Origin of the sequence: Paradevosia shaoguanensis (assembly GCF_016801025.1) — a bacterium.
Lineage (GTDB): Bacteria > Pseudomonadota > Alphaproteobacteria > Rhizobiales > Devosiaceae > Paradevosia > Paradevosia shaoguanensis.
Map to the genome: position 1 here is coordinate 2,502,245 of NZ_CP068983.1, position 23,659 is coordinate 2,525,903.

Genomic DNA, 23,659 nt, shown 5'->3' on the forward strand with positions numbered 1-23,659 from the left:
CGGGAGAAGGTGGCGGGTTAGCGCCAGATAGGGGCGAAGGGGCCTAGGCCCGACTTCACGACGCCCGGCGATCATCTCCGCCGATGCCCGCCGAACGCCGCCGGCGGTCAGGGCCGACATAGCTGTCGGTTTCCACGAATGCTCGGGGCGCCTTCATGATTGCGCCGAGCTTCTCCTCGATCTGGGCGGCCGAGAAGGGTCGGCGCAGAAATTCGGTGATTCCGGCGTCGCGCGCCTTGTTGATGGCCGCGGCGCTCGGATGAGAGGCCATCATCACCACGGCGACGTGGCGATGGGTTTCGTCCTCCGACCGCCGCAACCGGCGGGTGAAGGTCGTGCCGTCGAGGCCCTTCAAGGCCTCGTCGATCATCAGCACGTCCACCCCGCCGCGGCGGAGGGAACCCGAGGCGGCGACGGCATCGGTGGCGATCTGAATCTTGCGTACGCCCAATCCACGCAGCATCTGGCTGAGGAGATCGGCCATCTGCGTGTTGGATTCGGCCACAAGCACGGAAAGGTCAGCAAAGTCCTGGGAAGCCATTACGCATTACTCTTGGTGTCGAGACTTCAAGCTTGATGGAACCAGCAAGAATACCCTACGAACTTATCCGGTCGGTTAACGGCGCGTTATGTCGCGCTTCACCCACGAATCCGCCGTGCCCGCGTTGACAGGGAAAACCAAAGCCCCTATGTAGACGCCCAACTCAAAGGGCGCTTGGCGCCTCTTTTTCGTATGATCGAGGTCAAAAGATGAAAGTCGCCAATTCGCTCAAGGCGCTGATGGGTCGCCACCGCGCCAACAAGCTCGTCCGCCGTCGCGGCCGTGTTTACATCATCAACAAGGTCGACAAGCGCTACAAGGCCCGCCAGGGCTGAGCGCTGCTCCTTGCAGAAAGTTTGAAGGGCCGGCGAAAGCGGGCCTTTTTATTACTATTTTAGGTGTTTGCCGGTCAGCCTCCTTAACATTCTCGCGCCACTTACCGTGTCGCGGAGGCCAAGAATGTTGAAGAGCAGGACTATAACGATATCCATCAACCGGCCGGTTGCGGATGTCTATGCCTACCTCTCGGACCCGTCCAACATGCCGAACTGGACTACGGCACTGGGCGAACGGTTCGAGCGGGTGGAGGGAAATGTCTGGCACGCGGCGGTGCCCGACGATCCACGCGGGCCGGTCACGGTCCGTTTCTCACCAAGAAATGACTGGGGCGTGCTCGACTACGAGGTCAGCCGGAGCGGCGAGGAACCGCTTATGGTGCCCCTGCGCGTCTTCGCCAACCAGGAGGGGTGCGATCTCGCCTTCACCTTCTTCCAACGCCCCGGCGTCAGCGATGAGCATCTGGATTCGGAAGTGGAATGGGTACGCACGGACCTGTTGACACTCAAGTCGCTGCTTGAGGCGCTGGGGGACCGGCGTTAGGCACCATTTCGAGTGCCCATTCGATGAGCTATAGATCTCGAATGCGAGCGCTCTGGCCTATCGAACGGGAAATACTTGAACTTGCGGCAAGCGAGTATCCGGCCGTTGGGGCTGCGCTCAAGCAGCAAATAGAGTCCGTTCGTGTTGTGAGCTTCGAGAACAGCGGAAGCGGGTTCTTTTCCCATCTCGTTGTCGCTGACGATGCTCCCCTCTTGACCGAGGCGTCGCCACTCGATCCGGGCCACGGCACAGTGGCTGGCATCGAGAACGGCATGGGCTTCTGCGTCTTCCTGACGGACGGGCGTCTGTCGATGATCGATGCCTATTGCAACGCCGACGAGTCCACCGCGGGAATCGACTTCTCCACCGCGGTGTTTCAGGTGATGCCGTGGGGGCCGCGCATTCTCAAGGCGTAGACCAGCTGCTACGCCGCGTCGCTCTCCGCCTCGCCTTCAAGTCCATATTCCTTGAGCTTGCGATAGAGCGTCGAGCGACCGATACCGAGCGCTCGCGCGACGCGCGACATGCGGCCTGAATAGTGCTCCAGCGCGAAGACGATGAGCGCCCGCTCGACATCGGCCAGGGCTGCCACTTCCCCATTGTCGTCGAGGAAGCGCTCGATGATCGGGCTGAGCTCGGACTCGGCGGGTTGGGGGGGCGGGGTGTGGTCGATGTGGATCGGTGCGGCCAGAACCGGCGAGGTTTCCGTTACCCGCGCAGCCTGCTCGCGGCCAGCAGTTTGGGCCACGATCTGGGGGAAGTCCGGCGTTTCGAGATAGGCCCCGTCCGAGAGCACGATGGCGCGGTAGACCGCGTTTTCGAGCTGGCGGATATTGCCCGGCCAGTCGTAGCGCTGCAGCAGGTCGAGGGCAGGCGGGGTGATGCCCACCACGCGCCGTCCGGCCTCGGCGGCGAGCCGGGCGATGAAATGCATGGCTAGTGCCTCGACGTCTTCAGGGCGTTCGCGCAGTGGTGGCACGTAGATGGGGAAGACGTTGAGTCGGTAGAAAAGGTCCTCGCGGAAGGCCCCGGTCTTGGCCAAGTTCAGCAGCCGCCGGTTGGTGGCCGAGATCACCCGCACATTGACCTTTTCCGGGCGTCCCGCGCCCACGGGCTCGATCTCGCCGTGCTGGATGGCGCGCAGGAGCTTTACCTGCGTATCGAGTGGCAATTCGCCCACTTCGTCGAGGAATAGCGTGCCGCCATGGGCTTCGGCGAATTTGCCGTCATGATCGGCAGTCGCGCCGGTAAAGGCGCCCTTGCGGTGGCCGAACAGCGTCGATTCCACGAGATTGGGTGGAATGGCCCCGCAATTGACGGTGACGAAGGGTTTTCCCGCCCGGTCGCTCATGCCCTGGATGGCGCGGGCCACTAGTTCCTTGCCCGTACCGGTCTCGCCTTCGATCAGCACGGGAATGGTGCTCTTGGCAGCCTTGCGGATGAGCGAGAGCACGCGGTCCATGGCCGGGCTGCGCGTCACGATATCCTCGACGCTGAACGTGCCCGCGCGGCGCGAGCGTTCGGTGCGCACCAGCGTCTCAAGCGCTTCGAGCTTAAGCGCGTTGCGCAATGAGATAATGAGGCGCTCGGGCGCCACCGGCTTGACGAAAAAGTCCGCCGCGCCCTGGCGCATGGCGGTCACCACCGTTTCGAGCGAGGAATTGGCGGTCTGCACGATCACCGGCGTCGTCAGCCCTTCGCGCTTCATCGCTTCCATCACGGCCATGCCGTCTAGGTCGGGCATGACGAGGTCGAGCACCATGGCGCCGATGCTGCTATCCTCGCGCAGCCGCTCCAGCGCGTCCTTGCCGCCGCTGGCCGTGACAGGCGCGAAGCCGGCGCGCTTGGCGATTTCTGAGGTCAGGCGCAACTGCACCGGATCGTCGTCGACTATGAGAACACGCGTCATGCAAATCCTTCAGGCGGCCAGCCGAATCGCGCTGTGCCGTTTTGGAGCAGGCTAGGGAGGGCGAGTTAAGAGGGCTTTAATCACGATCGGGGAGGGGAACGCCCGCTTGGCAGCCGGGCGACGGCTCGGTAAGGTCCGCGCCTCAAATCCACAATCTCGGAGAGTTTCCATGACCGATCTGCCGCGCGCCACCGAAGCCACGAGCCAGAAGGGTCACAACGAGTTCGGCGCCATGCCCGAATGGAACCTCGATGACCTCTATCCGGGCCGCGATTCGCTCGAACTCAAGACCGATCTCGAAAAGGCGCGCCGCGAGGCCGAGGCCTTCGAGGTCGCCTACAAGGGCAAGCTCGATGGCCTCGCCCGCAATGGCGGGCTGGTCGAAGCGGTCAAGCGCTCCGAGGCGCTCGACGATCTTACCGGGCGCATCGGGTCCTTCGCCTACCTCCAATATGCGCAGAACACGCAGGATCCCAACCGCGCCAAGTTCCTGGGCGACATGAACGAGGCGCTGACCTCGCTTTCAACCCGGCTCATCTTCTTCGGCCTCGAACTCAACCGTATCGAGGACGACGCGCTCGAAGCGGCCTTTGCCAAGGATGCCGAGCTCGCCCGCTACCGGCCCTGGTTCGCCGAGCTGCGCAAGTCCAAGCCCTACCAGCTCGAGGATCGCGTGGAAGAGCTCTTCCACGACAAGTCGGTGACCGCCTTCTCGGCCTGGAACCGGCTGTTCGACGAAACCATGGCCAGCCTCAAGTTCGAGGTCGATGGCGAGACGCTGGGCCTGGAAGCCACGCTGCATCTGCTTTCGGACAAGGACGAGAAGAAGCGCGAGGTCGCGTTCCATGCGCTCTCCAAGACGCTCCATGCCAACGAGCGGCTTTTCACGCACATCACCAACGTGCTGGCCAAGGACAAGGAAATCTCCGATCGCTGGCGCGGGTTCGGCGACATCGCCGATAGCCGGCACCTGGCCAACTCGGTCGAACGCGAAGTGGTCGATGCGCTCGAAAAGGCCGTGCGCGAGGCCTATCCGCGCCTGTCGCATCGCTACTACAAGATGAAGGCCAAGTGGTTCGGCAAGTCCAAGCTCAATGCCTGGGACCGCAACGCGCCACTGCCCAGCGCCGATGACCGCATCTTCGATTGGGAAACGGCCAAGGACACGGTACTCGAGGCTTATGGCAAGTTCTCGCCCAAGCTCGCTGAGGTGGCGGCGCCCTTCTTCGAGAACGGCTGGATCGATGCGCCCGTCAAGGACGGCAAGGCGCCCGGCGCCTTCGCGCATCCGACCGTCCCGAGCGCTCACCCCTATCTCATGCTCAACTATCTTGGCCGCGCGCGGGACGTGATGACCCTGGCGCACGAGCTTGGCCATGGCGTCCACCAGCGCCTCGCCGCGCCGCAAGGCGCGCTCATGGCCCCGACGCCGCTGACGCTGGCCGAGACGGCGTCGGTCTTCGGCGAGATGCTGACGTTCCGCTCGCTTCTTGCCGCGACGACCGATCCCAAGCACCGCTTTGCGCTGCTCTCGTCCAAGGTCGAGGACATGCTCAATACGGTGGTGCGGCAAATTGCCTTCTACACCTTCGAGCGCAAGGTCCACACCGCGCGGCGCGATGGCGAGCTAAGGACCGAGGAAATCGATGAAATGTGGCTGGACGTCAGCCGCGAAAGCCTCGGCGAGGGCATCGAGCTCAATGAAGGCTACGACATCTTCTGGGCCTATATCCCCCATTTCATCCACTCGCCCTTCTATGTCTATGCCTATGCATTCGGCGACTGCCTTGTGAACTCGCTCTACGCACAGTATGAGAAGTCCAGCGAAGGGTTTGCCGAGCGCTATTTCGAGCTGCTCAAGGCTGGGGGCTCCAAGCACCATTCCGAACTGCTTGCGCCGTTTGGGCTGGATGCGCGGGATCCCAAGTTCTGGTCGCTGGGGCTTTCCATGATCGAAAGGCTCATCGACGAGCTCGAGGCGACCGACCCCGACTGACGAATTTTGACCGACCTGTTTTGAGGAAACCGATGGCCAAGAAACCCGCTACCGCCGGCGACGCTGCCGCTCTTACGTCCATGGATTATGCCGAGCAGGAGCGCACCTATCGTGGCTTCGTGGAGCTGATCAAGCTCTCCGTCATCGGCATGGCGCTCCTGATGATCGGCCTCTATTTCGTCGTCATCGGCGGGCAGCCGGTGCTGGGCGGCATCCTGATCTTCGCCTCGATCATCGTGCCGCCGCTGATGGCTGTCTTTCAGCGAAAGGGCTGAAAACCCCGCCTAGTGCGGCAAAAGTATCAATGGCCCGGCCTTGTGCCGGGCCACTTTTTTTGTATTGTCCCTTGACGGGTTTGGGCTGAGGGGGGAGCGCGGCAGCGCCGACTCGGGCCCTTTCGTGTTTGAAAGAGCATCGGACCCGCATTCGCGGGTTCGGGGTCCATTGAGGTAAATCCCATGAAAATTGCAGTCGTGCGCGAACGCACCGACGGGGAGACGCGCGTCGCCGCCACCCCAGAGACGGTGGGCAAGCTGATCGCGCTGGGCGCTACGGTCGCCATCGAAAAAGGCGCGGGTGAGGCGTCGCGCATCCCTGACGCCGAATACAAGACCGCCGGTGCGGAAGTCGCCGCCACCGCGGAGGCTGCCCTCAAGGGCGCCGATATCGTGCTGACCGTCCGCCGTCCCGGTGCCGCGCTCATGGCCGGCGTCAACAAGGGCGCGCTGGTTATCGGTGGCATGGATCCCTACGGCAACGAGAAGGATATCCTGGCCCTCGCCAAGGCGGGCGTGGCTACCTTCGCCATGGAATTCATGCCGCGCATCACCCGCGCGCAGGTGATGGACATTCTTTCCTCTCAGGCGAACCTGGCGGGCTACCAGGCCGTGATCGAGGCCGCGGGCCTTTTCGATCGCGCCATGCCGATGATGATGACCGCCGCCGGTACCGTGCGTCCGGCCAAGGCCTTCATCATGGGTGCGGGCGTTGCTGGCCTCCAGGCCATCGCCACCGCCAAGCGCCTCGGCGCCGTGGTTTCGGCCAATGACGTGCGTCCGGCCGCCAAGGAGCAGGTGGAGTCCCTGGGCGGCAAGTTCATCGCCGTCGAGGACGAAGAATTCAAGCAGGCCGAAACCGCTACCGGCTACGCCAAGCCGATGTCGGCCGAGTATCAGGCCAAGCAGGCCGAGCTCACTGCCCAGCACATCGCCAAGCAGGATATCGTCATCACCACCGCGCTGATCCCGGGCCGTGCGGCTCCGCGGCTCATCACCAAGGCGATGATCGAGACCATGGCTCCGGGCTCGGTCATCATCGACATGGCTTCCGAGCGTGGGGGCAACGTCGAGCTGAGCCAGCCGAACAAGCTGGTCGAGCACAATGGCGTCAAGATCCTGGGCCTCGTCCAGGGCCAGAACCGCGTGCCGACGAGCGCCAGCCAGCTCTATGCCCGTAACCTCCTCGCTTTCATCGAGACCCTGGTCGATAAGAAGGCCAAGGTCGTTGCGGTCAATTGGGACGACGAGTTGGTCAAGGCCACCGTCCTCACCAAGGAAGGCGCGATCGTCCATCCGAACATCAAGGTAGACGCTCCGGCCGCTGCTGCGGCTCCGGCTGCGAAGCCTGCTCCGGCCGCCAAGGCCGCCCCTGCAGCGAAGGCCGCGCCGGCTGCCAAGAAGGCTCCGGCCGCCAAGGCCGAGGCTGCTGCTCCTGCCGAGGCGAAGTCGGCTCCGGCCAAGAAGGCCGCCGCTCCCAAGGCTGCTGCCAAGCCGGCGGAAGCTGCTGCCGCGGCTCCGGCCAAGAAGCCGACTGCCAAGAAGCCTGCCGCTGCCAAGCCCGCAACGACCAAGTCCAGCACGGCCAAGTCGGCCACGCCCAAGGAAACCAAGTAAATGGAACAGACCGCACAAAACGTGGCCGACGCGGCTGCTGCTGCCGCGAGCGCTGCCACCGGCGGGGCGATCGACCCCTTCATCTTCCGTCTTTCGATCTTCGTGCTCGCGATCTTCGTGGGCTATTACGTGGTCTGGTCGGTGACCCCGGCTCTCCACACCCCGCTCATGAGCGTGACCAACGCCATTTCCTCGGTGATCGTGGTCGGTGCCCTGCTCGCCGTGGGCGTGCAGCTGGCTTCCGATGCGAGCTGGATCTCGAAGGTCTTCGGGTTCATCGCCCTCGTGTTTGCGAGCGTGAACATCTTCGGTGGGTTCCTCGTCACCCAGCGCATGCTGGCAATGTACAAGAAGAAGGGCTGACCTGAGATGATCAACGCCAATATCGCAGCCGTCCTCTATCTCATCTCGGGCGTGCTGTTCATCCTGGCGCTGCGCGGCCTTTCCAGCCCCGCTTCCTCGCGCCGCGGCAACCAGTTCGGCATGATCGGCATGGCTATCGCCATCCTGACCACGCTGGCTCTCGCCGCCCCGTCGGACCTGGTGTCCTGGGCTCTCATCATCGGTGGCCTCGCCATTGGTGGCGGCATCGGCGCTTACCTCGCCCGTAACGTCAAGATGACGGACATGCCCCAGCTCGTGGCGGCCTTCCACTCGCTGGTTGGTCTTGCCGCCGTGTTCGTGGCCGCCGCCGCGCTCTATGCGCCGGAAGCCTTCGGCATCGGCCATGTCGGCGAAATCCATGGCCAGGCCCTGGTCGAAATGGCCCTCGGCGTCGCCGTGGGTGCCTTCACCTTCACCGGTTCGGTCATCGCCTTCGCCAAGCTCAACGGCAACATGTCGGGCAAGCCGATCCTGCTGCCGGGCAGGCACCTGCTCCACATCGTCCTCGGCATCGTGCTGGTCGTCCTGATCTGGCAGCTCGTCGCCACCGCGAACCCGATCTACTTCTGGGCCATCACAGTGTTGGCGCTGGTGCTCGGCGGCCTCATGATCATCCCGATCGGCGGCGCCGACATGCCGGTGGTGGTCTCGATGCTCAACTCCTATTCGGGTTGGGCCGCGGCTGCCGTGGGCTTCACGCTGGGCAACACCGCCCTGATCGTCACCGGCGCCCTGGTGGGCTCGTCGGGTGCGATTCTCTCCTACATCATGTGTAAGGCGATGAACCGCTCCTTCATCTCGGTGATCCTGGGCGGCTTCGGCGCCGATACCTCGGCTTCGTCGGGCTCGGGCGAAGAAGAAACCCGCCCGGTCAAGCAGGGCGCGGCCGACGACGCCGCATTCCTCATGAAGAATGCCGGCAAGGTCATCATCGTCCCTGGTTACGGCATGGCCGTGGCCCAGGCCCAGCACGCGCTGCGCGAAATGGCCGACATGCTCAAGGCCGCCGGTGTCGAGGTCAAGTACGCCATTCACCCGGTTGCCGGTCGTATGCCTGGCCATATGAACGTGCTGCTGGCCGAAGCCAATGTGCCCTATGACGAAGTGTTCGAGCTCGAAGACATCAACTCCGAGTTCGCCCAGGCCGACGTTGCCTTCGTCATCGGCGCCAACGACGTGACCAACCCTGCCGCCAAGACCGACAAAACCTCGCCGATCTACGGCATGCCGGTCCTCAACGTCGAAGACGCGGGCACCGTGCTCTTCATCAAGCGCGGCATGGCTGCCGGTTATGCCGGTGTCCAGAACGAACTCTTCTTCCGCGACAACACCATGATGCTCTTCGGCGACGCCAAGAAGGTGACCGAAGAAATCGTCAAGGCGCTCGGCCACTAAGGCCGGGATCGTGCGAGATTGATGAGCGCCCGCCGGGGAACCGGCGGGCGCTTTTGTTTTGGGGTGTTGGGGTTGGTGCGCCGCAGACACTGCTCGCGAGTTGTGGTCTCCCTCCCCCTTGCGGGGAGGGGACAGGGGTGGGGGTAGCCTCAAACCGGAGCTAGCCTCCCAATCCGGAGGCAACCGATCCGCACCCCGCCGCCCCCAGCAAACTTATCCCCTCTCCCCCCACCCGTGAGATCATCCACCCATCCCTGCCGCACCGGGCGGACTGCAGAGCGACCCGCAGCGACAGGGACAGCCGGGCGTGCGGGGTTCGCTCCCTCGCATGGGTCCATGGGACGCCGCTCGAATCCGGGGCTCGACCATCAAGCCTGCCGGAACGGAGCCGCGATGATCAGGTCCTCAAAATCCCGGCGCCCCGAGGCGAAGTGCGTCTCGTTTTTTTGACTAACCCATTGAGGCGAACTTTCGCCTCGGGGCCCGCCCGACCAAAGCAAAACCGCGCGACCCGGAGGCCGCGCGGCGACTGGACTTGCCTCAAATTCGAGATGCTAACCCTCGGTCAGCTTGAATTCGATGCGACGGTTGCGGCGATAGGCTTCGTCGTTGTCGGCCGGATCGAGCGGGGCGAATTCGCCGAAGCCGGCGGCGACCAGCCGGTTGGGCGATACGCCCTGACTCACGAGATACTTGGCCACCGAAATGGCGCGGGCGGCCGACAACTCCCAGTTCGAGGGGAACTGGGCGTTGGAGATCGGGCGCTTGTCGGTATGGCCGTCGATGCGGAGCACCCAGTTGATATCGGGCGGAATTTCCTTCTCGAGCTGCAGGATCGCCTGGGCAAGGCCTTGCAGGTCGGCGACGCCGCCCGGCGAGATATCGGCCTTGCCGGGTTCGAACAGTACTTCGGACTGGAAGACGAAGCGGTCGCCCACGACGCGCACGTCGGCGCGGCCTTCGAGAATCTGCCGCAAGCGGCCGAAGAAGTCGGAGCGATAGCGCGACAGATCCTGCACGCGCTGGGCCAAGGCCACGTTCAGACGCCGTCCCAGATCGGCGATCTTGGTGCGCGATTCAGTGTCTCGGGTCTCAGAGGCCTGCAAGGCGTCCTCAAGCGCCGCGATCTGGGTGCGCAGGGCCGCCAGCTGCTGGTTGAGCAGCGCCACCTGCGCCGCCGCCTCGCGCGAAACTTCCTTCTCGCCGGCGAGCTGCGCATTGAGGTCGGCAATGGCCTCGTCCTTGCCCGCGTCTCCTGCGCCGATACCGGCCAGTTGCCCCTGCAGCCGATCGCGGTCCTGCTCGGCACCCGAAAGCGTGGCCGTGAGGTTGGCGATGGTGGCTTCGAGGTCCGAATTATTGGCGCGCTCGAGCTGGAGCAGGTCGGTCAGCTCGGCAATCTGCGAGTTGAGGCGCGACAGCGCGGTGTCCTTGCCCAGCAATTCCTGACTGGTGAAGAACTGGGTAAGCATGAAGAGCGACAGGAGGAAGATGATGACGAGCAAGAGGCTCGACAGCGCATCGACGAATCCCGGCCAGTAATTGGTGACCTCGCGGGCGCGGCGACTGAGGGCCATCTAGCAGCGCTCCGGCTGGTCGGGGCTCACCGCTGGTCCCCCTTGAGGGTGGCCAGCATCTCGTCGATCAATTCGCGCAGCTTGGCGTTGTTCTCGCTCTGCTCGGCGATATGCGTTCGCAGCGTATCCTGCTCAGCCCGCATATGTTTGACGAGCCCGTCGATGCCCTTGGCCAGTTCAGCCATGGCGCGGATGGCGTTCTGGGAGGAATTGGTGCTCTGCATCGTCGTGCCGAGCCGGTCGAGCATGGCCTGCATGTCCGTGCCCTGGACGCCCAGCCCGGATGCCTGCAATGCCGTCATCGGGTGGTCGAGTTCGGTCATCGAGGTCATCCAGTCCTCGAGATCGGTATAGAAGGCGTTCTGCGCCTGGCCGGTCTGGAGGTCGAGGAAGCCGAGGATCAGCGAACCGGAAAGGCCGAAGAGCGAAGACGAGAAGGCGGTGCCCATGCCGCCCAGCGGGGCGGTGAGGCCTTCCTTGAGGTTGCCGAAAAGGCTCGTCGTATCGGCCTGGTTGACGTCGAGCGCCTGGATGACGCTGGCGACCGAGGTCACCGTCTGGAGGAGGCCGTAGAACGTACCGAGAAGGCCGAGGAAAACCAGGAGGCCCGTGAGATAGCGCGAGGTGTCCTTGGCCTCGTCGAGCCGGATGCCGACCGAATCGAGGATCGAGCGCATCGATTGCGGGGTGATGATCGCTTCGCCCAGCCGGTCGCGGAGGATGCCGGCGACGGGGGCAAGCAGCACCGGCGGGCGGACATCGCCCATCGTGCCGTCCTGGATCGAGTTCACCCACTTCACTTCCGGGAAGAGGCGGATGATCTGGCGGAACGACAGGAAGATGCCGATCGCCAGGGTCAGGAAGATCATCGAGTTGATGAACGGGTTCGCCCAGAAGAAGGTGACGATCTGGGGGGCCAGGATCGCCGCTATCAACGCGACCAGTATCAGAAAGATAACGATCTTGACGAGGTAGACGAGGGGGCTCGCCAGATTATAGGGGTCGTAACTGGTCGCCATGGCCCGCACGTGTTGCTAACAAATCGTTAAACAACACTAAGTGCATCGCAAGGGCGTGACAATGGCTGAGCGCTTCCGCCCAAGCCTATTTGACTGCCTTGATTTCCTTGAGGAGGAGCGCCTGGATGGTTTCGTTGCCGGCCACGACCTGGCCGTTCCATATGCTGCCGCCCACGCCGGCATAGTCGGTGACGAAGCCGCCGGCTTCCTTGACCATCAGCAGGCCGGGCGCAACGTCCCAGGGCTTGAGCTGGCTTTCCCAATAGGCATCGAACCGGCCGGCAGCCAGCCAGGCGAGGTCGGTCGAGGCCGAGCCGGAGCGGCGGATGCCGGCGACGGCGGGGGAAATGTGATTGACCTGGCGCAGCGCCAGGGCGTCCTCGACGGGGTTCATCACCTTGATGCCGGTAGCGACCACGGCGTCGGCGAGGTGCCGGCGGGCCGCGACGCGGAGGCGCTTGCGGTCCTGAAGCCAGGCGCCGCCGCCCTTCTCGGCGGTGAACATCTCATCCATGATCGGATTGTAGATCACCGAGGCGACGATCTCGTTGGCGCGCTCCAGGGCGATGGCTACCGCAAAGAGCGGGATCGAGTGGAGAAAATTGGTGGTGCCGTCCAGGGGATCGATGATCCAGCGATGCTGGCCGTCGGTACCGGCAACTTCGCCGCCCTCCTCCATGAGGAAAGCATAGGTCGGGCGAGCCTTGCGCAGCTCGTCAAAGACGATCTGTTCGGCGCGGCGATCGGCGGCAGAGACGAAATCGGCGGGGCCCTTGCGGGAGACCTGCAGGTTCTCGACCTCGCCGAAATCGCGGGTGAGGGACTTGCCGGCCTTGATGGCGGCCTGAACCATGACATTGAGCAGTGCGGAGCGGGCCATTGGACAAGCCGGAAAAAGTGGATCGGAAAGGAGATGTGGGCTTCTAGCCTTGGAAGCCCCAAGGTTCAAGGGGCCAAGCTGCCCGCGGCGCTCATGGTGCCTTTGCAGCCTCGCCCGCATCCGCCGTCGCGGTGGGCGGTTCGCCCGGCCAGTAGCGGGCCCGGTTCTCGGCCTTGGCCAGGTCCTCGGCGGGGATCGAGACGAGGAGCTTGTCGAGCGTGGCGTCGTTGAGGCCCTGGCGCTTCGCCAGTGCCCGCCACATCGCAGCTTCCTCGAGGTCAAGGTCGACGCCTTCGCCAACTGCCAGGAGCTTGGCATAGCGGTTCTGCGCCACGGCGTTCCCGCCGACAGCCGCCTTGCGGTACCACTTGACCGCCTCTTCGAGATTCTTGTCGACGCCACGGCCCAGGTAAAGGAGCGTAGCATACTCCACCTGGGCGGCCGGTAGCCCTTGGTCTGCGGCGAGGCCGATCTGCTCGGCGCCGGCCTTGGGATTGGGCGCCGCACCGGCGCCTTCCATCAGCAGCACGCCGTAATCGTACTGCGCCTCGGGCATGCCAGAATCGGCGGCCTCCTTGAGGAGCTCGGCGGCGCGGGTCATGTTCGGCTCGACATAGACGCCTTCGATATAGAGCATGGCGAGGTTGTACTTGGCCGGCATGTAGCCAGCCTCCGCCGCCTTCTTGAAGAGTTCGGCCGCCTTCTCGCGGCTCTTGGTAACGCCGCGCCCGTCCTGATAGAGCAGGGCGAGTTCGAACGTGCCCATCATGTCGCCGTTCTTGCTGGCAAGCGCGTACCAGCTCGACGCCCGGGCGACGTTCTCGGCAACGCCGAGGCCCTTGGAATAGATCTCGCCGATGAGCGTCTGCGCCGCGCCGTCGCCTTTCTCCGCCCGGGGTAGGGCGAGGCTCAGCGCCGTCAGGTAATAGCCGCGCTGGAAGGCGCCGAAGGCTTCGTCGGGAGGAACGCTGGAGCCGAAGATGTCTTCGCTGATGGCGCGTGCGTCCTCGGTGGTCTGCGCCAGCGCCAGCGTCGCCGTCGAGGCGGCGAGAAGGAGAGCGGCGAGAATGGCACCCGATCGTTTGGGCATCAGAAGGACTCCAGGCGCTGGGCGATCTGGCTCAGTGCAATAGCCGCACCTTGTGGCGCTTTCCAGACGCTTTCGCCAACGGCCAGGAATTCGCATCCGGAAGGATCGGCGGTTTCGCCATCGGCTTGCGGGTCGGAAAGTACGGCGGGCACTTCCATGGTCTCGGACCACCAGGTCGCCATGTCTCGCGCCTCGGCGGGGAGATCGCCTTCGAGCGGACCGAAGAACACGTAGTCGATATCGAGTTCGCCCAGCGTCATGGCGTCGTGCCGGCTGGCGGCAGGGCCTGCGCCCACGATGAGCTGCGGCTTGAGTGCGGAGACGGCGGCCCTGGCGGTCGGCAATGCCTTGGCCGAGCCCAGGACATGGAGGCCGTCGGCGCCGAGCGTACGGACCCAGCCGGGTTCGCCCTCGATGAGCACAGCGCAGCCCTCGGCCTGCGCGATGGGCGCCATGACCTTGACGAAGTCCTTGTACGCATTCTCGCCGCGCAAGCCCCGGGGCAGGAACAGCGCCGAGACGGGAACGGAAGCCAGCGCGCCCTCGAGAATCGGGGCGAACGTGGCGAGGTCCGCGTCAGCGGGGGCGATGAGGAAAATCTGGGCAGTCATGGACTCTACTTGCAAAAAATGCGCGGCCGTCAGTGGCCGCGCATTTTGTCAAGAAAAGGGTCGCTGGCAAGGGCCAGCGGCATCAAGCCCACGCGAAGTGTGCAATCAGGCGGCGCGATCGAGGTCGCCCTGCCACTTTCCGAGCGAGGCGAGGCTGTTCATCCGGGCACGGTGAGCGAAGGCCGCCTGGGCCAATTCGATGTTTTCAGCCCGGCCGGACCAGAGGCGCAGCGCGGCGTTCTGGAGGGCGCGGCCATAGGAGAAAGTGACCTTCCAGGGGAGGCCATCGAGCCGGTTCATGGCGCTCAGGTGTGCCGTCGCTTCTTCGTCGGTCTGGCCGCCCGACAGGAAGGCGATGCCGGGAACGGCGGCGGGCACGGTGGCGCGCAGCGTCTCGACGGTGCGGCGGGCAACTTCCTCGACATCGGCCTGGCGGGCCGCCTTGTGGCCGGCAAGAACCATGTTGGGCTTGAGCAGCATGCCGGTGAAATCGACGCCGGCCAGACGCAGTTCGTTGAACACGGTCTCAAGCGTCTCTTCGGTCACTTCCTGGCAGCGCTCGATGGTGTGGTCACCCGGCTCGCCGTCGCCGACGACTTCAGGCTCCACCACCGGCACGATGCCGGCTTCCTGGCAGAGCATGGCATAGCGGGCAAGGGCATGGGCATTGGCGCGCATGGCGTTGCGGCTCGGGGCCTGCTCGGCAATGGTGATGACGGCGCGCCACTTGGCGAAGCCGGCGCCGAGGGCAGCATATTCGGCCAGGCGCTGGCGCAGGCCATCGAGGCCTTCGGTGATCTTCTCACCGGAGGAGCCGGGCATCGGGAAGGTGCCGCGGTCGACCTTGATGCCGGGGATGACGTCGCTGTCGGCGAGGAGGGCGATGAAAGCAGTGCCGTCGGCGCCGTCCTGCTTGAGGGTCTCCTCGGTGAGGATGGCGCCGGAGATGTAGCGGGTCATGGCCTCGCGCGAGCGGAACAGCATTTCGCGATAATCGCGGCGAAGCTCGGGCGTGTTACCGATACCGATGGCCGCAAAGCGCTTGGCGATCGTCGGTTCGGATTCGTCGGCGGCGAGAATGCCCTTGCCCGGTTCCACCAGCTTCTGAGCAATGGCATTCAACGACATAGCCGGCATAGGTCACCCCTTCGTAGGTTGGATGACCAAAATTTAGGCTGTCGGGCCGCGATGCGTCGATTAGACGTTCGGTTTAAGCCGGAAGGCGAGTTGCGCTCAGCTCGCCTTGAGCGCCTCCACACCCGGAAGCGGCTTGCCCTCCATCCATTCGAGGAAGGCGCCGCCGGCTGTCGATACATAGGTGAAGTCGTCCTTCACCCCGGCATGGGCGAGGGCGGCTACGGTATCGCCGCCGCCAGCCACCGAAACGAGCTTACCGGCCTTGGTGCGCGCGGCAACGTGCCGGGCCACGGCCACGGTGCCGGCGTCAAAGGGGGTAATCTCGAAAGCGCCGAGCGGGCCGTTCCAGACGACGGTGCTGGCGTCATCGATTGCCCCGGTGATGCGCTCGATCGAGGAGGGGCCGACATCGAGGATCATGCCATCGGGGTCGACCGCGTCCACGCCATAGAAGCGATGGGGCGCGTTGGCCTCGAAATGCCAGGCCACGGCGCCGTCGATCGGCAGGATCACGGCGCATTTGTGCCGCTCGGCCGTCTCCATGATGCGCTTGGCGGTCTCTGCCAGATCCTTCTCGGCCAGCGACTTGCCGACGCCGTAACCGAGCGCATGAAGGAAGGTATTGGCCATGCCACCACCGATGATGAGGCCATCGACCTTGGTCACCAGATTCTCGAGGAGGTCGATCTTGGTCGAAACCTTGGCGCCGCCGACGACGGCGATCACGGGTTTCCGGGGATTGCCGAGACCGGCTTCGAGTGCCTCGAGTTCGGCCTGCATGGCAAGGCCGGCAGCGGACGGCAGCAGGTGCGCGAGCGCTTCGGTCGAGGCATGGGCGCGGTGGGCGGCCGAGAAGGCGTCGTTGACGTAAAGATCGCCGAGGCTCGCCATGCGCTCGGCGAGTTCGACGTCATTGGCCTCTTCGCCGGGGTGGAAGCGGGTGTTCTCAAGGAGCAGCACGCTGCCCGGAGGGGCGGCCTCGATGGCCTTCTGGGCATTGGTCACGTCAACCCAGTCGGTGGCGACGAACCCGACCGGGTGGCCGGTAACATCAGCCACGGTCGCGGCGACCTGCTCGAGCGAATAGTCAGGGTCGACCTTGCCCTTGGGGCGACCGAAATGGGAGAGCAGCACGACCTTGCCGTCGGCTTTGACGATCTCTCTGATGGTCGGGACGATGCGTTCGATGCGGGTGGCGTCGGTAACCTTGCCATCGGCGACGGGCACGTTGAGATCGGCGCGCAGCAGCACGCGCTTCCCCTTGAGATCGAGGTCGCCGAGGGTCTTGAAACCAGCCATGAGATCTATCCACCAAGCACTGAATGCAGTGCCGATGCTATAGCAAGGATTGAGGCGTTCAGAATAGCGTTCCGCAGCAATAACGACAGGTTCGTGCCCACGAGGAACCGCGCATAGCCCTCGCTGGCCCAGGCCGCAGCCCCGATCCGCAGCCGCACGGCGCGATCTTCGATGAGGAGGAAGGTGAGCGAGGCGGCAGCGGGCATGAGGAGCCAGCCGGGCTGGTGAAACCACCCGCTAATCGCGCTCCCGACCAGGAACGCCCCTGCCAGAAACCTCTCCAGTTCCCGCACGCCGCTGCCCCCGCAACGAATCAACAGGATGGAAGATAGGGGCGGGGTGTTACGGGATGACGACGGGCGGGACGCTGCAAAAGCAAAGGGCCGGCAAACATGCCGGCCCTCTCCAATTCCAAGTCGGCCTTTGGTCTTAGAGCGTGCGGCCCAGAGCGGCGGCGGTATCGGCCATGCGGTTCGAGAAGCCCCATTCGTTGTCGTACCAGGAGAGGACCGACACGAAGTCGCCTTCCATGACCTTGGTCTGGTCGAGTGCCACGGTCGAGGAATGGGGATCGTGGTTGAGGTCGATCGAGACGTTGGGGTGACGGGTATAGGCCAGGATGTTCTTGAGCTTGCCGTCGGCAGCCGCGATCAGGGCCTGGTTGACTTCGTCGGCCGTCACCTTGCGCTTGGACACGAACTTGAAGTCGACGAGCGACACGTTCGGGGTCGGCACGCGCACGGAGACGCCGTCCAGCTTGCCCTTGAGCTCGGGGAGCACCAGGCCGATGGCCTTGGCTGCGCCGGTCGAGGTCGGGATCTGCGAAAGCGCGGCAGCGCGGCCGCGATAAAGATCCTTGTGCATGGTGTCGAGCGTGGGCTGGTCACCGGTATAGGAGTGGATGGTCGTCATCATGCCCTTTTCGATGCCGAAGGCTTCGTTGAGGACATAGGCGAGCGGGGCCAGGCAGTTGGTGGTGCACGATGCGTTCGAGACCACCACGTGCTCCTTGCCGAGCTTGTCGTGGTTGATGCCGTAGACGACGGTCAGGTCAGCGCCTTCGCCGGGAGCGGAGATCAGCACCTTCTTGGCGCCGGCTTCCAGGTGCAAAGCGGCCTTGTCGCGGGCGGTGAAGAAGCCCGTGCATTCGAGCGCGATGTCGACGCCCAGCTCGCGATGCGGCAGCTCGGCCGGATTCTTGATGGCGGTCACCTTGATGGGGCCACGGCCCGCATCGAGCGTGTCGCCGACCACTTTCACCTCGTGAGGGAAACGGCCATGGACCGAGTCGAAGCGCAGGAGGTGGGCATTGGTTTCCACCGGGCCAAGATCATTGATGGCCACTACTTCGAGATCGGTGCGGCCGCTCTCGATGATCGCCCGCAGAATGTTGCGGCCGATACGGCCAAATCCATTGATGGCGACGCGAACTGCCATTGGGTGCTCCTTGAGGGCAGATGGGGAGGGAAAGAAGCGCTAGAAGGCGCTTCTCTTACAACTGTGCGGTAACGGCTTCAACCACGCCTTTGGCCGTGATGCCGAAGTGCTCGTAGAGCGCTTCGGCCGGGGCCGAGGCGCCGAAACCATGCATGCCCACGAACCGGCCCTTGTCGCCAAGGAGCTTGTCCCAGCTCATCGAAATGCCCGCTTCCACGGCAACGCGAGCCTTGGCCTTGCCGAAGATCGAGGCGCGGTAGGCGTCCGACTGCTTGGCGAAGAGTTCCATGCTCGGAACCGATACGACCTTGGCGGAGATGCCCTTTTCGGCGAGCTGCTTCTGCGCGTCGACGGCAATGGCCACTTCCGAGCCGGTGGCGAAGATCACGGCGTCCGCATCATCGGGACCGGCAATCCTGTAGGCGCCCTTGGCCGAAAGGTTCTCCTTGACGTATTCGGTGCGCAGCGCCGGCAGGTTCTGGCGCGAAAGCGCGAGGATCGACGGACGGTCCTTGTGCTCGAGCGCGATCTGCCAGCATTCGAGCGTCTCGGTTGCGTCAGCAGGTCGCAGGACGAGAAGCTCGGGAATGGCGCGCAGGGCCGAAAGGTGTTCCACCGGCTGGTGGGTCGGGCCGTCTTCGCCGAGGCCGATAGAGTCGTGGGTCATCACGTAGATGACGCGCTGTTCCATCAGCGCCGAGAGACGGATGGCCGGGCGGGCATAGTCGGTGAAGACCAGGAACGTGCCGCCATAGGGGATGTAGCCGCCATGGAGCGCCATGCCATTCATCGCCGCGGCCATTTCATGCTCGCGGATGCCGTAGCGCATGTAGCGGCCGGTACGGTCGGTATCGGTGAAGGGCAGGGTCTCGGGCGTATTGGTGAGGTTGGAGCCGGTGAGGTCGGCCGAGCCGCCCACGGTCTCCGGGATCACCGCATTGATGACGTCGAGCGCATTCTGGCTGGCCTTGCGCGAAGCCACTTTCGGCTTCTCCTCGGCAAGCTTCTTCTTGAAGGCGTCGGCAGCTTGGGTGAAGGCGGCAGGCAGGTCGCCGGCCATGCGGCGCTCGAATTCGGCGCGCTTGTCGGACTTGGCGAGGCGGGCTTCCCATTCGCCGCGGATGTTCTGCGAGCGGGTGCCGGCGGCGCGCCAGGCGTTGATGATCTCGGCGGGGACCTCGAAGGCCGGGTAGGTGATGCCGAGCGCGGTCTTGGCGCCGGCCAGTTCCTCGGCGCCAAGCGGAGAGCCGTGGACCTTCTCGGTGCCGGCCTTCTTGGGCGCGCCGAAGCCGATCGTGGTCTTGGCGGCGATGAGGGTCGGCTTATCGCTCTTCTTGGCGTCGAGAAGGGCCTTCTCGATCTGGGCCTGGTCGTGGCCGTCGATCTCGATCGTGTTCCAGCCGCAGGCCTTGAAGCGCGCGATCTGGTCAGTGGAGTCGGCGTTGGAAACCTTGCCGTCGATGGTGATGCCGTTGTTGTCCCAGATCACGACGAGCTTGTTGAGCTTGAGGTGTCCAGCCAGCGAAATGGCTTCCTGCGAAATGCCTTCCATCAGGCACCCGTCACCGGCCAGCACCCAGGTGTAGTGGTCGACGAGGTCCGGGCCGAATTCGGCGGCAAGCTTGGCTTCGGCCACGGCGAAGCCGACCGAGTTGCCGATGCCCTGGCCGAGGGGGCCGGTGGTCGTCTCGATGCCGGCGGCGAAGCCGTATTCGGGGTGGCCGGCGGTCTTGGAGCCGAGCTGGCGGAAGTTCTTGATCTCCTCGATGGTCATGTCGCCATAACCGAGCAGGTAGAGCGAGGAATAGAGCAGCATCGAGCCGTGGCCGGCCGAGAGGATGAAGCGGTCGCGGTCGGCCCATTTCGGGTTGGACGGATCGAACTTCATCACCTTGGTGAAGAGCACAGTCGCGATATCCGCGCAGCCCATCGGCAATCCAGGGTGGCCGGAATTGGCTTTTTCCACAGCATCCATGGACAAGGACCGGATGGCATTGGCCATATCGTTCTGCTGGGCGGTATTGGTCATCGGATTTCCTGCTCTTCCCTCGGAGAAACCTGGACTCTTTGAACCGGCGGGACGCCTGGTCCAGCGGGGTTCGAGGCATAGCAGGTTCCGGTATCGAGTCAACGAAAGAGGGTCTTTGGTTCGGCCAAGGCTTCACGCCGCCTTGATCGTGCCGAAAATGGCGTGTCAGCCTTGGCAAAACAGGCGTGCCAGTTGCGTTGGCTCTTGGGCTGAGGCTTACTTAAGGCGGCGGATTCGAAAAAAAGCGGCGGGGGAGCCGAATGGGCGATACAACCCTTGAAGACGGCTATGAAAGTGCGTCGGCGCGGCTCGATCGGGCCGTGGGACGACTGGAAGCCAGTGTGCGCAGCCTCAATGGTCGCATGCGCGCGCTCAATCGCATCGAGGCAGATACCCAGCAACTCGTGCGCGAGCGCGCCAAGCTCGCCGGCGAATTGGACAAGGCATCGGCCAAGGCCAAGCGGCTCGACGACAGTGCGCACGAAGTGTCGCGGCGGCTGGTGGATGCCATGGAAACGGTGCGGGAAGTCCTGACCAAGTGAGGCGCGGATGCCCGAAGTCAATGTAGAGATCAACGGTCGCAAGTACCGGATGGCCTGCGAGGAAGGGCAGGAGCCTCACCTCATCGGGCTGGCCGATCGCTTCAACCGTTCGATCGACAACCTCAAGAACGCCTTCGGCGAAATCGGCGACAACCGCCTGACCGTCATGGCCGGCATTGCCGCGCTTGACGAGCTCGAGGAAGCTGAAAAGCGCATCGACGCGCTCCAGAAGGAAGTGGCGGAGCTGACCCACACGGCCCAGCACATCGCGCAGGATGCGCAGGAACTGGAATCGCGCTTCGCCAAGAAGCTGTCCGAGACGGCGCGCAAGGTCGAGGCGATCGCCACCGCGATTGACGAAACGGGGCAAACTCCCGCCTGATTTCGCGATGGGGTGCGTCCCTGTAACGCAGGTCATTACCTACGTCAGCTAACGGCTATTCCTCTGCACCAGACAATTCGCTCCGGCCGCAGTCAGCTTCGCGCAAAGCGCGGCGGCTTCCTTCTGGCTGTCCCGACCGATCATTGCCGAATAGCGCAGCCGCCGGCCGAAGTTCGGGTTCCGCACCTTGAGCAGTAGCAATTGCTCCTCGCCGATGAGGTCGGCATGGCGGGTACGGACGCGATCGAAGATCGATTGGGCCTTGTCGGCGGAGAAATCCTGCCAGATCAGCACGCCCCAGGGGCGCCATTGCGCGCTTTGCGGCAGGAGGCGCGGCATGGGGCGGGCTTCGGCCATTTGCAGGCAGGCATCGGCGAAGGACTTGTCCTTGCTCAGGGCATAGTCGACGCTCTCCACCTCGCCCGTCAGCCACCGCTCGACCGGGTGGCCGGTGATGATGGCGACGTAGTCGCGGGTTTCGTAGGGTACGTAGCCGCCGCTACCGGTGATCCGCTCCAGGGCGCCTTCGCCGGCGTTATAGGCAGCTGCCGCCAACCCGAGATTGCCAAAGCGGCGGTTGAGGAAACTCAGATATTCGGCCGAGCGGGCCAAGGCTTCGGCGGGATCAAAGGCGTTGGCGACGCCGCGGATGCGGCCGGTGCCCGGCATGAACTGGGCGATGCCTTCCGCGCCGGCCGGGCTCACCGCCAGAGGATCGAAGCGGCTCTCCTGCCAGATGAGGCGGGCAAGGTAGCCCTTGGGCAGATGCCAGGTATTGGCATAGGCCTCGATGGCCTTGCAGACATCGGCGTTGAAGGTGTCGGCCGCGATGCAGATGTCACGCTCGCGCCCGTCATCCTTGGTGAGGGTATGGCAATAGCGCGCAGGCCTGGTTTCGAGCGCGACGGCCCCGCTGGAAGCGGGAATTGCGGAAGCCAGGAGACCCGCAAGCACCATTACGCCGAAAAGCCGCACTCTCATGGCGCCATGTTGGCGCGTTTGGCGACCGAGGCCAAGAGGCTCAGATCGGCCCTTCCGCCTCATTGCGCGCCCAGTTGTCGAGCACGGCCTGCTGCAGGTCGAGCTGTTCGAGCGTTTCGCGCAGGAATTCGTCGTCGAGCTGGCGGGCATCACGCGCGGCGATAAGCGCGGCGCGGCGGGCCATCAGCACCTCCTGGCCCAGTTCGATCATGGCCGGCCCACGCATGTGGCTCTTGGCAACCTTGGCCTGAGTATTCTCAAGCCGCATGCGCTCTATCATGATCTGAGCGATCTTGCGGCCCTCCTCCGAGGTATGAAGCGCAGCAAAGCGGTCGATGACCTCGTGCGCAGCCTTGTGGCTGATTTCGCGCGAAAGTGCCAGTTGCCGCTTGGTTTCACGGGCCTCGTTTGGATCGACGAGGTCGAGCCGCTTGATGAGATAGGGGAGTGTCAGGCCCTGGAGGAGCAGGGTGCCGATGGTGACGAGGAAGGCGACGGTTTGGATCACCGGGCGCTCCGGGAAGGGAGCGCCTGCCAGCGTCACATAGGGAATACCGGCGGCGGCGGCGAGCGTTACAACGCCGCGCATGCCACACCAACCGACGACAAGGTTCTCCTTCCAAGTGAAGGGCTCGGGCGGCAGGCGGCGACGGGTGCCACCACGCGGCGGCCTGGCGCGAATTCTAGTGTCGCGCAGATGCGAAAGGTACCCGCTACTAACCACCCAGGCGATACGCACGGCGATCACCGCTAGCAACACGAGGCTCGAGAGCGCGAAGACCTGCCAGAAATCATAGCCCGCGGCGATGGTGTCCTCGACCACGAAGCGCAGTTGCAGGCCGATATAGGCAAACACGAACGCGTCGAGTAGCGCATTGATGGTCTTCCAGAACTCGCGTTCCTGGATGCGTTCGGAATAATCAGCCTCGGCGGCGTTGTATCCGAGCGAAAAGCCGGCAGCAACCACGGCAATGACACCCGACGCTCCCAGTTCCTCAGCCACTCGATAGGCGGCGAACGGCACAATGACGGTGAGTACTGTAGCCAGTGAAGAACTACTGACCGATGAGCGGATGCGGTGGACGAGCGCGCCGAGCGCCACGCCGAAGATCGCGCCGACAACGGCGCGGTAGAGGAAGAAGAGCGCGACATTGTCGGTGGCCAGGTGCGCACCGGTGACGGCAGCCGTGGTGAGGCTGAAGAGGGTCAGCGCCGCCGCGTCATTGATGAGGCTTTCACCCTTGAGCACCGTCATGAGCCGGCCCGGCAGGTGAAGCTGGCGGGCGATGGCCACGGCACTGACCGCGTCGGGCGGGGAGATCACGGCGCCGAGCACGAGCGCGGCCGGCAGCGAGAGCAGGGGGCCGACGCTGAATGCGATCCAGCCGACCGCAAAGGTCGTCACCACGACAAGGATCACGCCCAGATTGACGATCGAGCCCAGTCGCCTGACGAAGCTCGTGAATGAAAATTCGTTGGCCGCAGAAAAGAGGAGGGGCGGCAGCACGATGGTTAGGATGACTTCCGGCTCGAGTTCCAGCCGCGGCAGGCCGGGGATGTAGGACGCTATGAGGCCGAGCGCGACAATGAGGAGAGGGGCCTGGATGCCCCGGCGTTCGGCAAAGATCGAGATGGCGATGGCGCCGATAACGACGATCAGGAGCTGGGAGAACATGCCG

The 23,659-nt window shown here is 64.3% G+C and carries 24 protein-coding genes; 10 read left to right on the forward strand and 14 right to left on the reverse strand.

Going from position 1 to position 23,659, the window contains the following annotated elements:
* Window positions 1-55: 55 nt before the first annotated feature.
* On the reverse strand, window positions 56-541 hold the full coding sequence (locus tag JNE37_RS11960) for a response regulator (protein WP_203062953.1): 486 nt from the start codon (window positions 539-541) through the stop codon (window positions 56-58).
* 209 nt (window positions 542-750) lie between these two features.
* On the opposite strand from JNE37_RS11960, the gene ykgO reads away from it, so the two are divergent.
* From ykgO to JNE37_RS11975, 3 genes are all read left to right on the forward strand, one after another.
* The gene (gene ykgO / locus JNE37_RS11965) at window positions 751-876 is read left to right on the forward strand and encodes a type B 50S ribosomal protein L36 (RefSeq protein ID WP_035035608.1); all 126 of its coding nucleotides are present in this window, start codon (window positions 751-753) and stop codon (window positions 874-876) included.
* 124 nt (window positions 877-1,000) lie between these two features.
* The gene (locus JNE37_RS11970; RefSeq protein ID WP_035035610.1) at window positions 1,001-1,420 is read left to right on the forward strand and encodes an SRPBCC family protein; all 420 of its coding nucleotides are present in this window, start codon (window positions 1,001-1,003) and stop codon (window positions 1,418-1,420) included.
* Window positions 1,421-1,461: 41 nt separating this feature from the next.
* Window positions 1,462-1,836 carry a hypothetical protein gene (locus JNE37_RS11975; RefSeq protein WP_203062955.1) on the forward strand — a complete coding sequence of 125 codons (375 nt, stop codon included), beginning with the start codon at window positions 1,462-1,464 and terminating at the stop codon, window positions 1,834-1,836.
* Between the two features lie 8 nt (window positions 1,837-1,844).
* Here the strand turns inward: JNE37_RS11975 and JNE37_RS11980 are convergent, their stop codons facing one another.
* On the reverse strand, window positions 1,845-3,329 hold the full coding sequence (locus tag JNE37_RS11980; protein WP_203062957.1) for a sigma-54-dependent transcriptional regulator: 1,485 nt from the start codon (window positions 3,327-3,329) through the stop codon (window positions 1,845-1,847).
* Window positions 3,330-3,498: 169 nt separating this feature from the next.
* Here JNE37_RS11980 and JNE37_RS11985 point away from each other — a divergent pair, with 169 nt between their 5' ends.
* The 5 genes from JNE37_RS11985 to JNE37_RS12005 all read left to right on the forward strand — a co-directional run bounded on the left by JNE37_RS11985 (window position 3,499) and on the right by JNE37_RS12005 (window position 8,996).
* Window positions 3,499-5,325 carry a M3 family oligoendopeptidase gene (locus tag JNE37_RS11985; protein ID WP_246513226.1) on the forward strand — a complete coding sequence of 609 codons (1,827 nt, stop codon included), beginning with the start codon at window positions 3,499-3,501 and terminating at the stop codon, window positions 5,323-5,325.
* A 32-nt stretch (window positions 5,326-5,357) separates the two neighbouring features.
* The gene (locus JNE37_RS11990; RefSeq protein ID WP_035035620.1) at window positions 5,358-5,600 is read left to right on the forward strand and encodes an aa3-type cytochrome c oxidase subunit IV; all 243 of its coding nucleotides are present in this window, start codon (window positions 5,358-5,360) and stop codon (window positions 5,598-5,600) included.
* Window positions 5,601-5,783: 183 nt separating this feature from the next.
* A complete protein-coding gene (locus JNE37_RS11995) occupies window positions 5,784-7,217 on the forward strand; it encodes a Re/Si-specific NAD(P)(+) transhydrogenase subunit alpha (protein ID WP_203062958.1) in 1,434 nt (477 codons plus the stop codon).
* Window positions 7,218-7,580: a proton-translocating transhydrogenase family protein gene (locus JNE37_RS12000; protein ID WP_035035626.1), complete on the forward strand. Its 363-nt coding sequence runs from the start codon at window positions 7,218-7,220 to the stop codon at window positions 7,578-7,580.
* A 9-nt stretch (window positions 7,581-7,589) separates the two neighbouring features.
* Window positions 7,590-8,996, forward strand: a complete 1,407-nt coding sequence (locus tag JNE37_RS12005; protein ID WP_035093741.1) for an NAD(P)(+) transhydrogenase (Re/Si-specific) subunit beta — start codon at window positions 7,590-7,592, stop codon at window positions 8,994-8,996.
* Window positions 8,997-9,550: 554 nt separating this feature from the next.
* Here JNE37_RS12005 and JNE37_RS12010 read toward each other — a convergent pair.
* The 10 genes from JNE37_RS12010 to tkt form a co-directional block, all read right to left on the reverse strand.
* On the reverse strand, window positions 9,551-10,573 hold the full coding sequence (locus JNE37_RS12010; protein WP_035035628.1) for a peptidoglycan -binding protein: 1,023 nt from the start codon (window positions 10,571-10,573) through the stop codon (window positions 9,551-9,553).
* A gap of 26 nt (window positions 10,574-10,599) precedes the next feature.
* Window positions 10,600-11,592, reverse strand: a complete 993-nt coding sequence (locus JNE37_RS12015) for a hypothetical protein (protein WP_052015556.1) — start codon at window positions 11,590-11,592, stop codon at window positions 10,600-10,602.
* Window positions 11,593-11,677: 85 nt separating this feature from the next.
* Window positions 11,678-12,472, reverse strand: coding sequence for an inositol monophosphatase family protein (locus JNE37_RS12020; protein ID WP_035035632.1), 795 nt, complete (start codon window positions 12,470-12,472; stop codon window positions 11,678-11,680).
* Window positions 12,473-12,563: 91 nt separating this feature from the next.
* Entirely contained in the window at window positions 12,564-13,562 is a 999-nt protein-coding gene (locus JNE37_RS12025; RefSeq protein WP_052015559.1) for a tetratricopeptide repeat protein, read from the reverse strand.
* Entirely contained in the window at window positions 13,562-14,173 is a 612-nt protein-coding gene (locus JNE37_RS12030; RefSeq protein WP_203062961.1) for a thiamine phosphate synthase, read from the reverse strand. Before JNE37_RS12030 ends, JNE37_RS12025 begins: the two co-directional genes overlap by 1 nt.
* 105 nt (window positions 14,174-14,278) lie before the next feature.
* Window positions 14,279-15,301 (reverse strand): class I fructose-bisphosphate aldolase, encoded by a 1,023-nt coding sequence (locus JNE37_RS12035; protein WP_035035633.1) that lies wholly within the window; start codon window positions 15,299-15,301, stop codon window positions 14,279-14,281.
* Between the two features lie 105 nt (window positions 15,302-15,406).
* Window positions 15,407-16,609 carry a phosphoglycerate kinase gene (locus JNE37_RS12040; protein WP_203062962.1) on the reverse strand — a complete coding sequence of 401 codons (1,203 nt, stop codon included), beginning with the start codon at window positions 16,607-16,609 and terminating at the stop codon, window positions 15,407-15,409.
* 5 nt (window positions 16,610-16,614) lie between these two features.
* Window positions 16,615-16,815: a hypothetical protein gene (locus JNE37_RS12045; protein ID WP_203062963.1), complete on the reverse strand. Its 201-nt coding sequence runs from the start codon at window positions 16,813-16,815 to the stop codon at window positions 16,615-16,617.
* A 223-nt stretch (window positions 16,816-17,038) separates the two neighbouring features.
* Complete coding sequence (gap, locus tag JNE37_RS12050) at window positions 17,039-18,046, reverse strand: type I glyceraldehyde-3-phosphate dehydrogenase (RefSeq protein ID WP_035035640.1); 1,008 nt, start codon at window positions 18,044-18,046, stop codon at window positions 17,039-17,041.
* A 55-nt stretch (window positions 18,047-18,101) separates the two neighbouring features.
* Entirely contained in the window at window positions 18,102-20,075 is a 1,974-nt protein-coding gene (gene tkt / locus JNE37_RS12055; protein ID WP_203062965.1) for a transketolase, read from the reverse strand.
* Window positions 20,076-20,335: 260 nt separating this feature from the next.
* Here tkt and JNE37_RS12060 point away from each other — a divergent pair, with 260 nt between their 5' ends.
* Both JNE37_RS12060 and JNE37_RS12065 read left to right on the forward strand, forming a co-directional pair.
* Window positions 20,336-20,617 (forward strand): DUF4164 family protein, encoded by a 282-nt coding sequence (locus tag JNE37_RS12060; protein ID WP_035035645.1) that lies wholly within the window; start codon window positions 20,336-20,338, stop codon window positions 20,615-20,617.
* Window positions 20,618-20,624: 7 nt separating this feature from the next.
* Window positions 20,625-20,999: a cell division protein ZapA gene (locus tag JNE37_RS12065; protein ID WP_035035646.1), complete on the forward strand. Its 375-nt coding sequence runs from the start codon at window positions 20,625-20,627 to the stop codon at window positions 20,997-20,999.
* Between the two features lie 48 nt (window positions 21,000-21,047).
* Here the strand turns inward: JNE37_RS12065 and JNE37_RS12070 are convergent, their stop codons facing one another.
* Complete coding sequence (locus tag JNE37_RS12070; RefSeq protein ID WP_203062966.1) at window positions 21,048-21,980, reverse strand: lytic transglycosylase domain-containing protein; 933 nt, start codon at window positions 21,978-21,980, stop codon at window positions 21,048-21,050.
* 40 nt (window positions 21,981-22,020) lie between these two features.
* Window positions 22,021-23,655, reverse strand: coding sequence for a Na+/H+ antiporter (locus JNE37_RS12075; RefSeq protein WP_203062967.1), 1,635 nt, complete (start codon window positions 23,653-23,655; stop codon window positions 22,021-22,023).
* Between the last annotated feature and the right edge of the window lie 4 nt (window positions 23,656-23,659).

What these genes read in the sequence shown, in the direction of transcription:
- JNE37_RS12075 (WP_203062967.1), bottom strand. Translation starts at nt 23,655, where the DNA reads ATGTTCTCCCAGCTCCTGATCGTCGTTATCGGCGCCATCGCCATCTCG.
- gap (WP_035035640.1), bottom strand. Translation starts at nt 18,046, where the DNA reads ATGGCAGTTCGCGTCGCCATCAATGGATTTGGCCGTATCGGCCGCAAC.
- JNE37_RS11980 (WP_203062957.1), bottom strand. Translation starts at nt 3,329, where the DNA reads ATGACGCGTGTTCTCATAGTCGACGACGATCCGGTGCAGTTGCGCCTG.
- JNE37_RS12040 (WP_203062962.1), bottom strand. Translation starts at nt 16,609, where the DNA reads ATGGCTGGTTTCAAGACCCTCGGCGACCTCGATCTCAAGGGGAAGCGC.
- JNE37_RS12010 (WP_035035628.1), bottom strand. Translation starts at nt 10,573, where the DNA reads ATGGCCCTCAGTCGCCGCGCCCGCGAGGTCACCAATTACTGGCCGGGA.
- JNE37_RS12020 (WP_035035632.1), bottom strand. Translation starts at nt 12,472, where the DNA reads ATGGCCCGCTCCGCACTGCTCAATGTCATGGTTCAGGCCGCCATCAAG.
- JNE37_RS11975 (WP_203062955.1), top strand. Translation starts at nt 1,462, where the DNA reads ATGCGAGCGCTCTGGCCTATCGAACGGGAAATACTTGAACTTGCGGCA.
- JNE37_RS11960 (WP_203062953.1), bottom strand. Translation starts at nt 541, where the DNA reads ATGGCTTCCCAGGACTTTGCTGACCTTTCCGTGCTTGTGGCCGAATCC.
- JNE37_RS11995 (WP_203062958.1), top strand. Translation starts at nt 5,784, where the DNA reads ATGAAAATTGCAGTCGTGCGCGAACGCACCGACGGGGAGACGCGCGTC.
- JNE37_RS11970 (WP_035035610.1), top strand. Translation starts at nt 1,001, where the DNA reads ATGTTGAAGAGCAGGACTATAACGATATCCATCAACCGGCCGGTTGCG.
- JNE37_RS12025 (WP_052015559.1), bottom strand. Translation starts at nt 13,562, where the DNA reads ATGCCCAAACGATCGGGTGCCATTCTCGCCGCTCTCCTTCTCGCCGCC.
- tkt (WP_203062965.1), bottom strand. Translation starts at nt 20,075, where the DNA reads ATGACCAATACCGCCCAGCAGAACGATATGGCCAATGCCATCCGGTCC.
- JNE37_RS12015 (WP_052015556.1), bottom strand. Translation starts at nt 11,592, where the DNA reads ATGGCGACCAGTTACGACCCCTATAATCTGGCGAGCCCCCTCGTCTAC.
- JNE37_RS12035 (WP_035035633.1), bottom strand. Translation starts at nt 15,301, where the DNA reads ATGTCGTTGAATGCCATTGCTCAGAAGCTGGTGGAACCGGGCAAGGGC.
- JNE37_RS12070 (WP_203062966.1), bottom strand. Translation starts at nt 21,980, where the DNA reads ATGAGAGTGCGGCTTTTCGGCGTAATGGTGCTTGCGGGTCTCCTGGCT.
- JNE37_RS12030 (WP_203062961.1), bottom strand. Translation starts at nt 14,173, where the DNA reads ATGACTGCCCAGATTTTCCTCATCGCCCCCGCTGACGCGGACCTCGCC.
- JNE37_RS12045 (WP_203062963.1), bottom strand. Translation starts at nt 16,815, where the DNA reads ATGCCCGCTGCCGCCTCGCTCACCTTCCTCCTCATCGAAGATCGCGCC.
- JNE37_RS12060 (WP_035035645.1), top strand. Translation starts at nt 20,336, where the DNA reads ATGGGCGATACAACCCTTGAAGACGGCTATGAAAGTGCGTCGGCGCGG.
- JNE37_RS11985 (WP_246513226.1), top strand. Translation starts at nt 3,499, where the DNA reads ATGACCGATCTGCCGCGCGCCACCGAAGCCACGAGCCAGAAGGGTCAC.
- ykgO (WP_035035608.1), top strand. Translation starts at nt 751, where the DNA reads ATGAAAGTCGCCAATTCGCTCAAGGCGCTGATGGGTCGCCACCGCGCC.
- JNE37_RS11990 (WP_035035620.1), top strand. Translation starts at nt 5,358, where the DNA reads ATGGCCAAGAAACCCGCTACCGCCGGCGACGCTGCCGCTCTTACGTCC.
- JNE37_RS12065 (WP_035035646.1), top strand. Translation starts at nt 20,625, where the DNA reads ATGCCCGAAGTCAATGTAGAGATCAACGGTCGCAAGTACCGGATGGCC.
- JNE37_RS12000 (WP_035035626.1), top strand. Translation starts at nt 7,218, where the DNA reads ATGGAACAGACCGCACAAAACGTGGCCGACGCGGCTGCTGCTGCCGCG.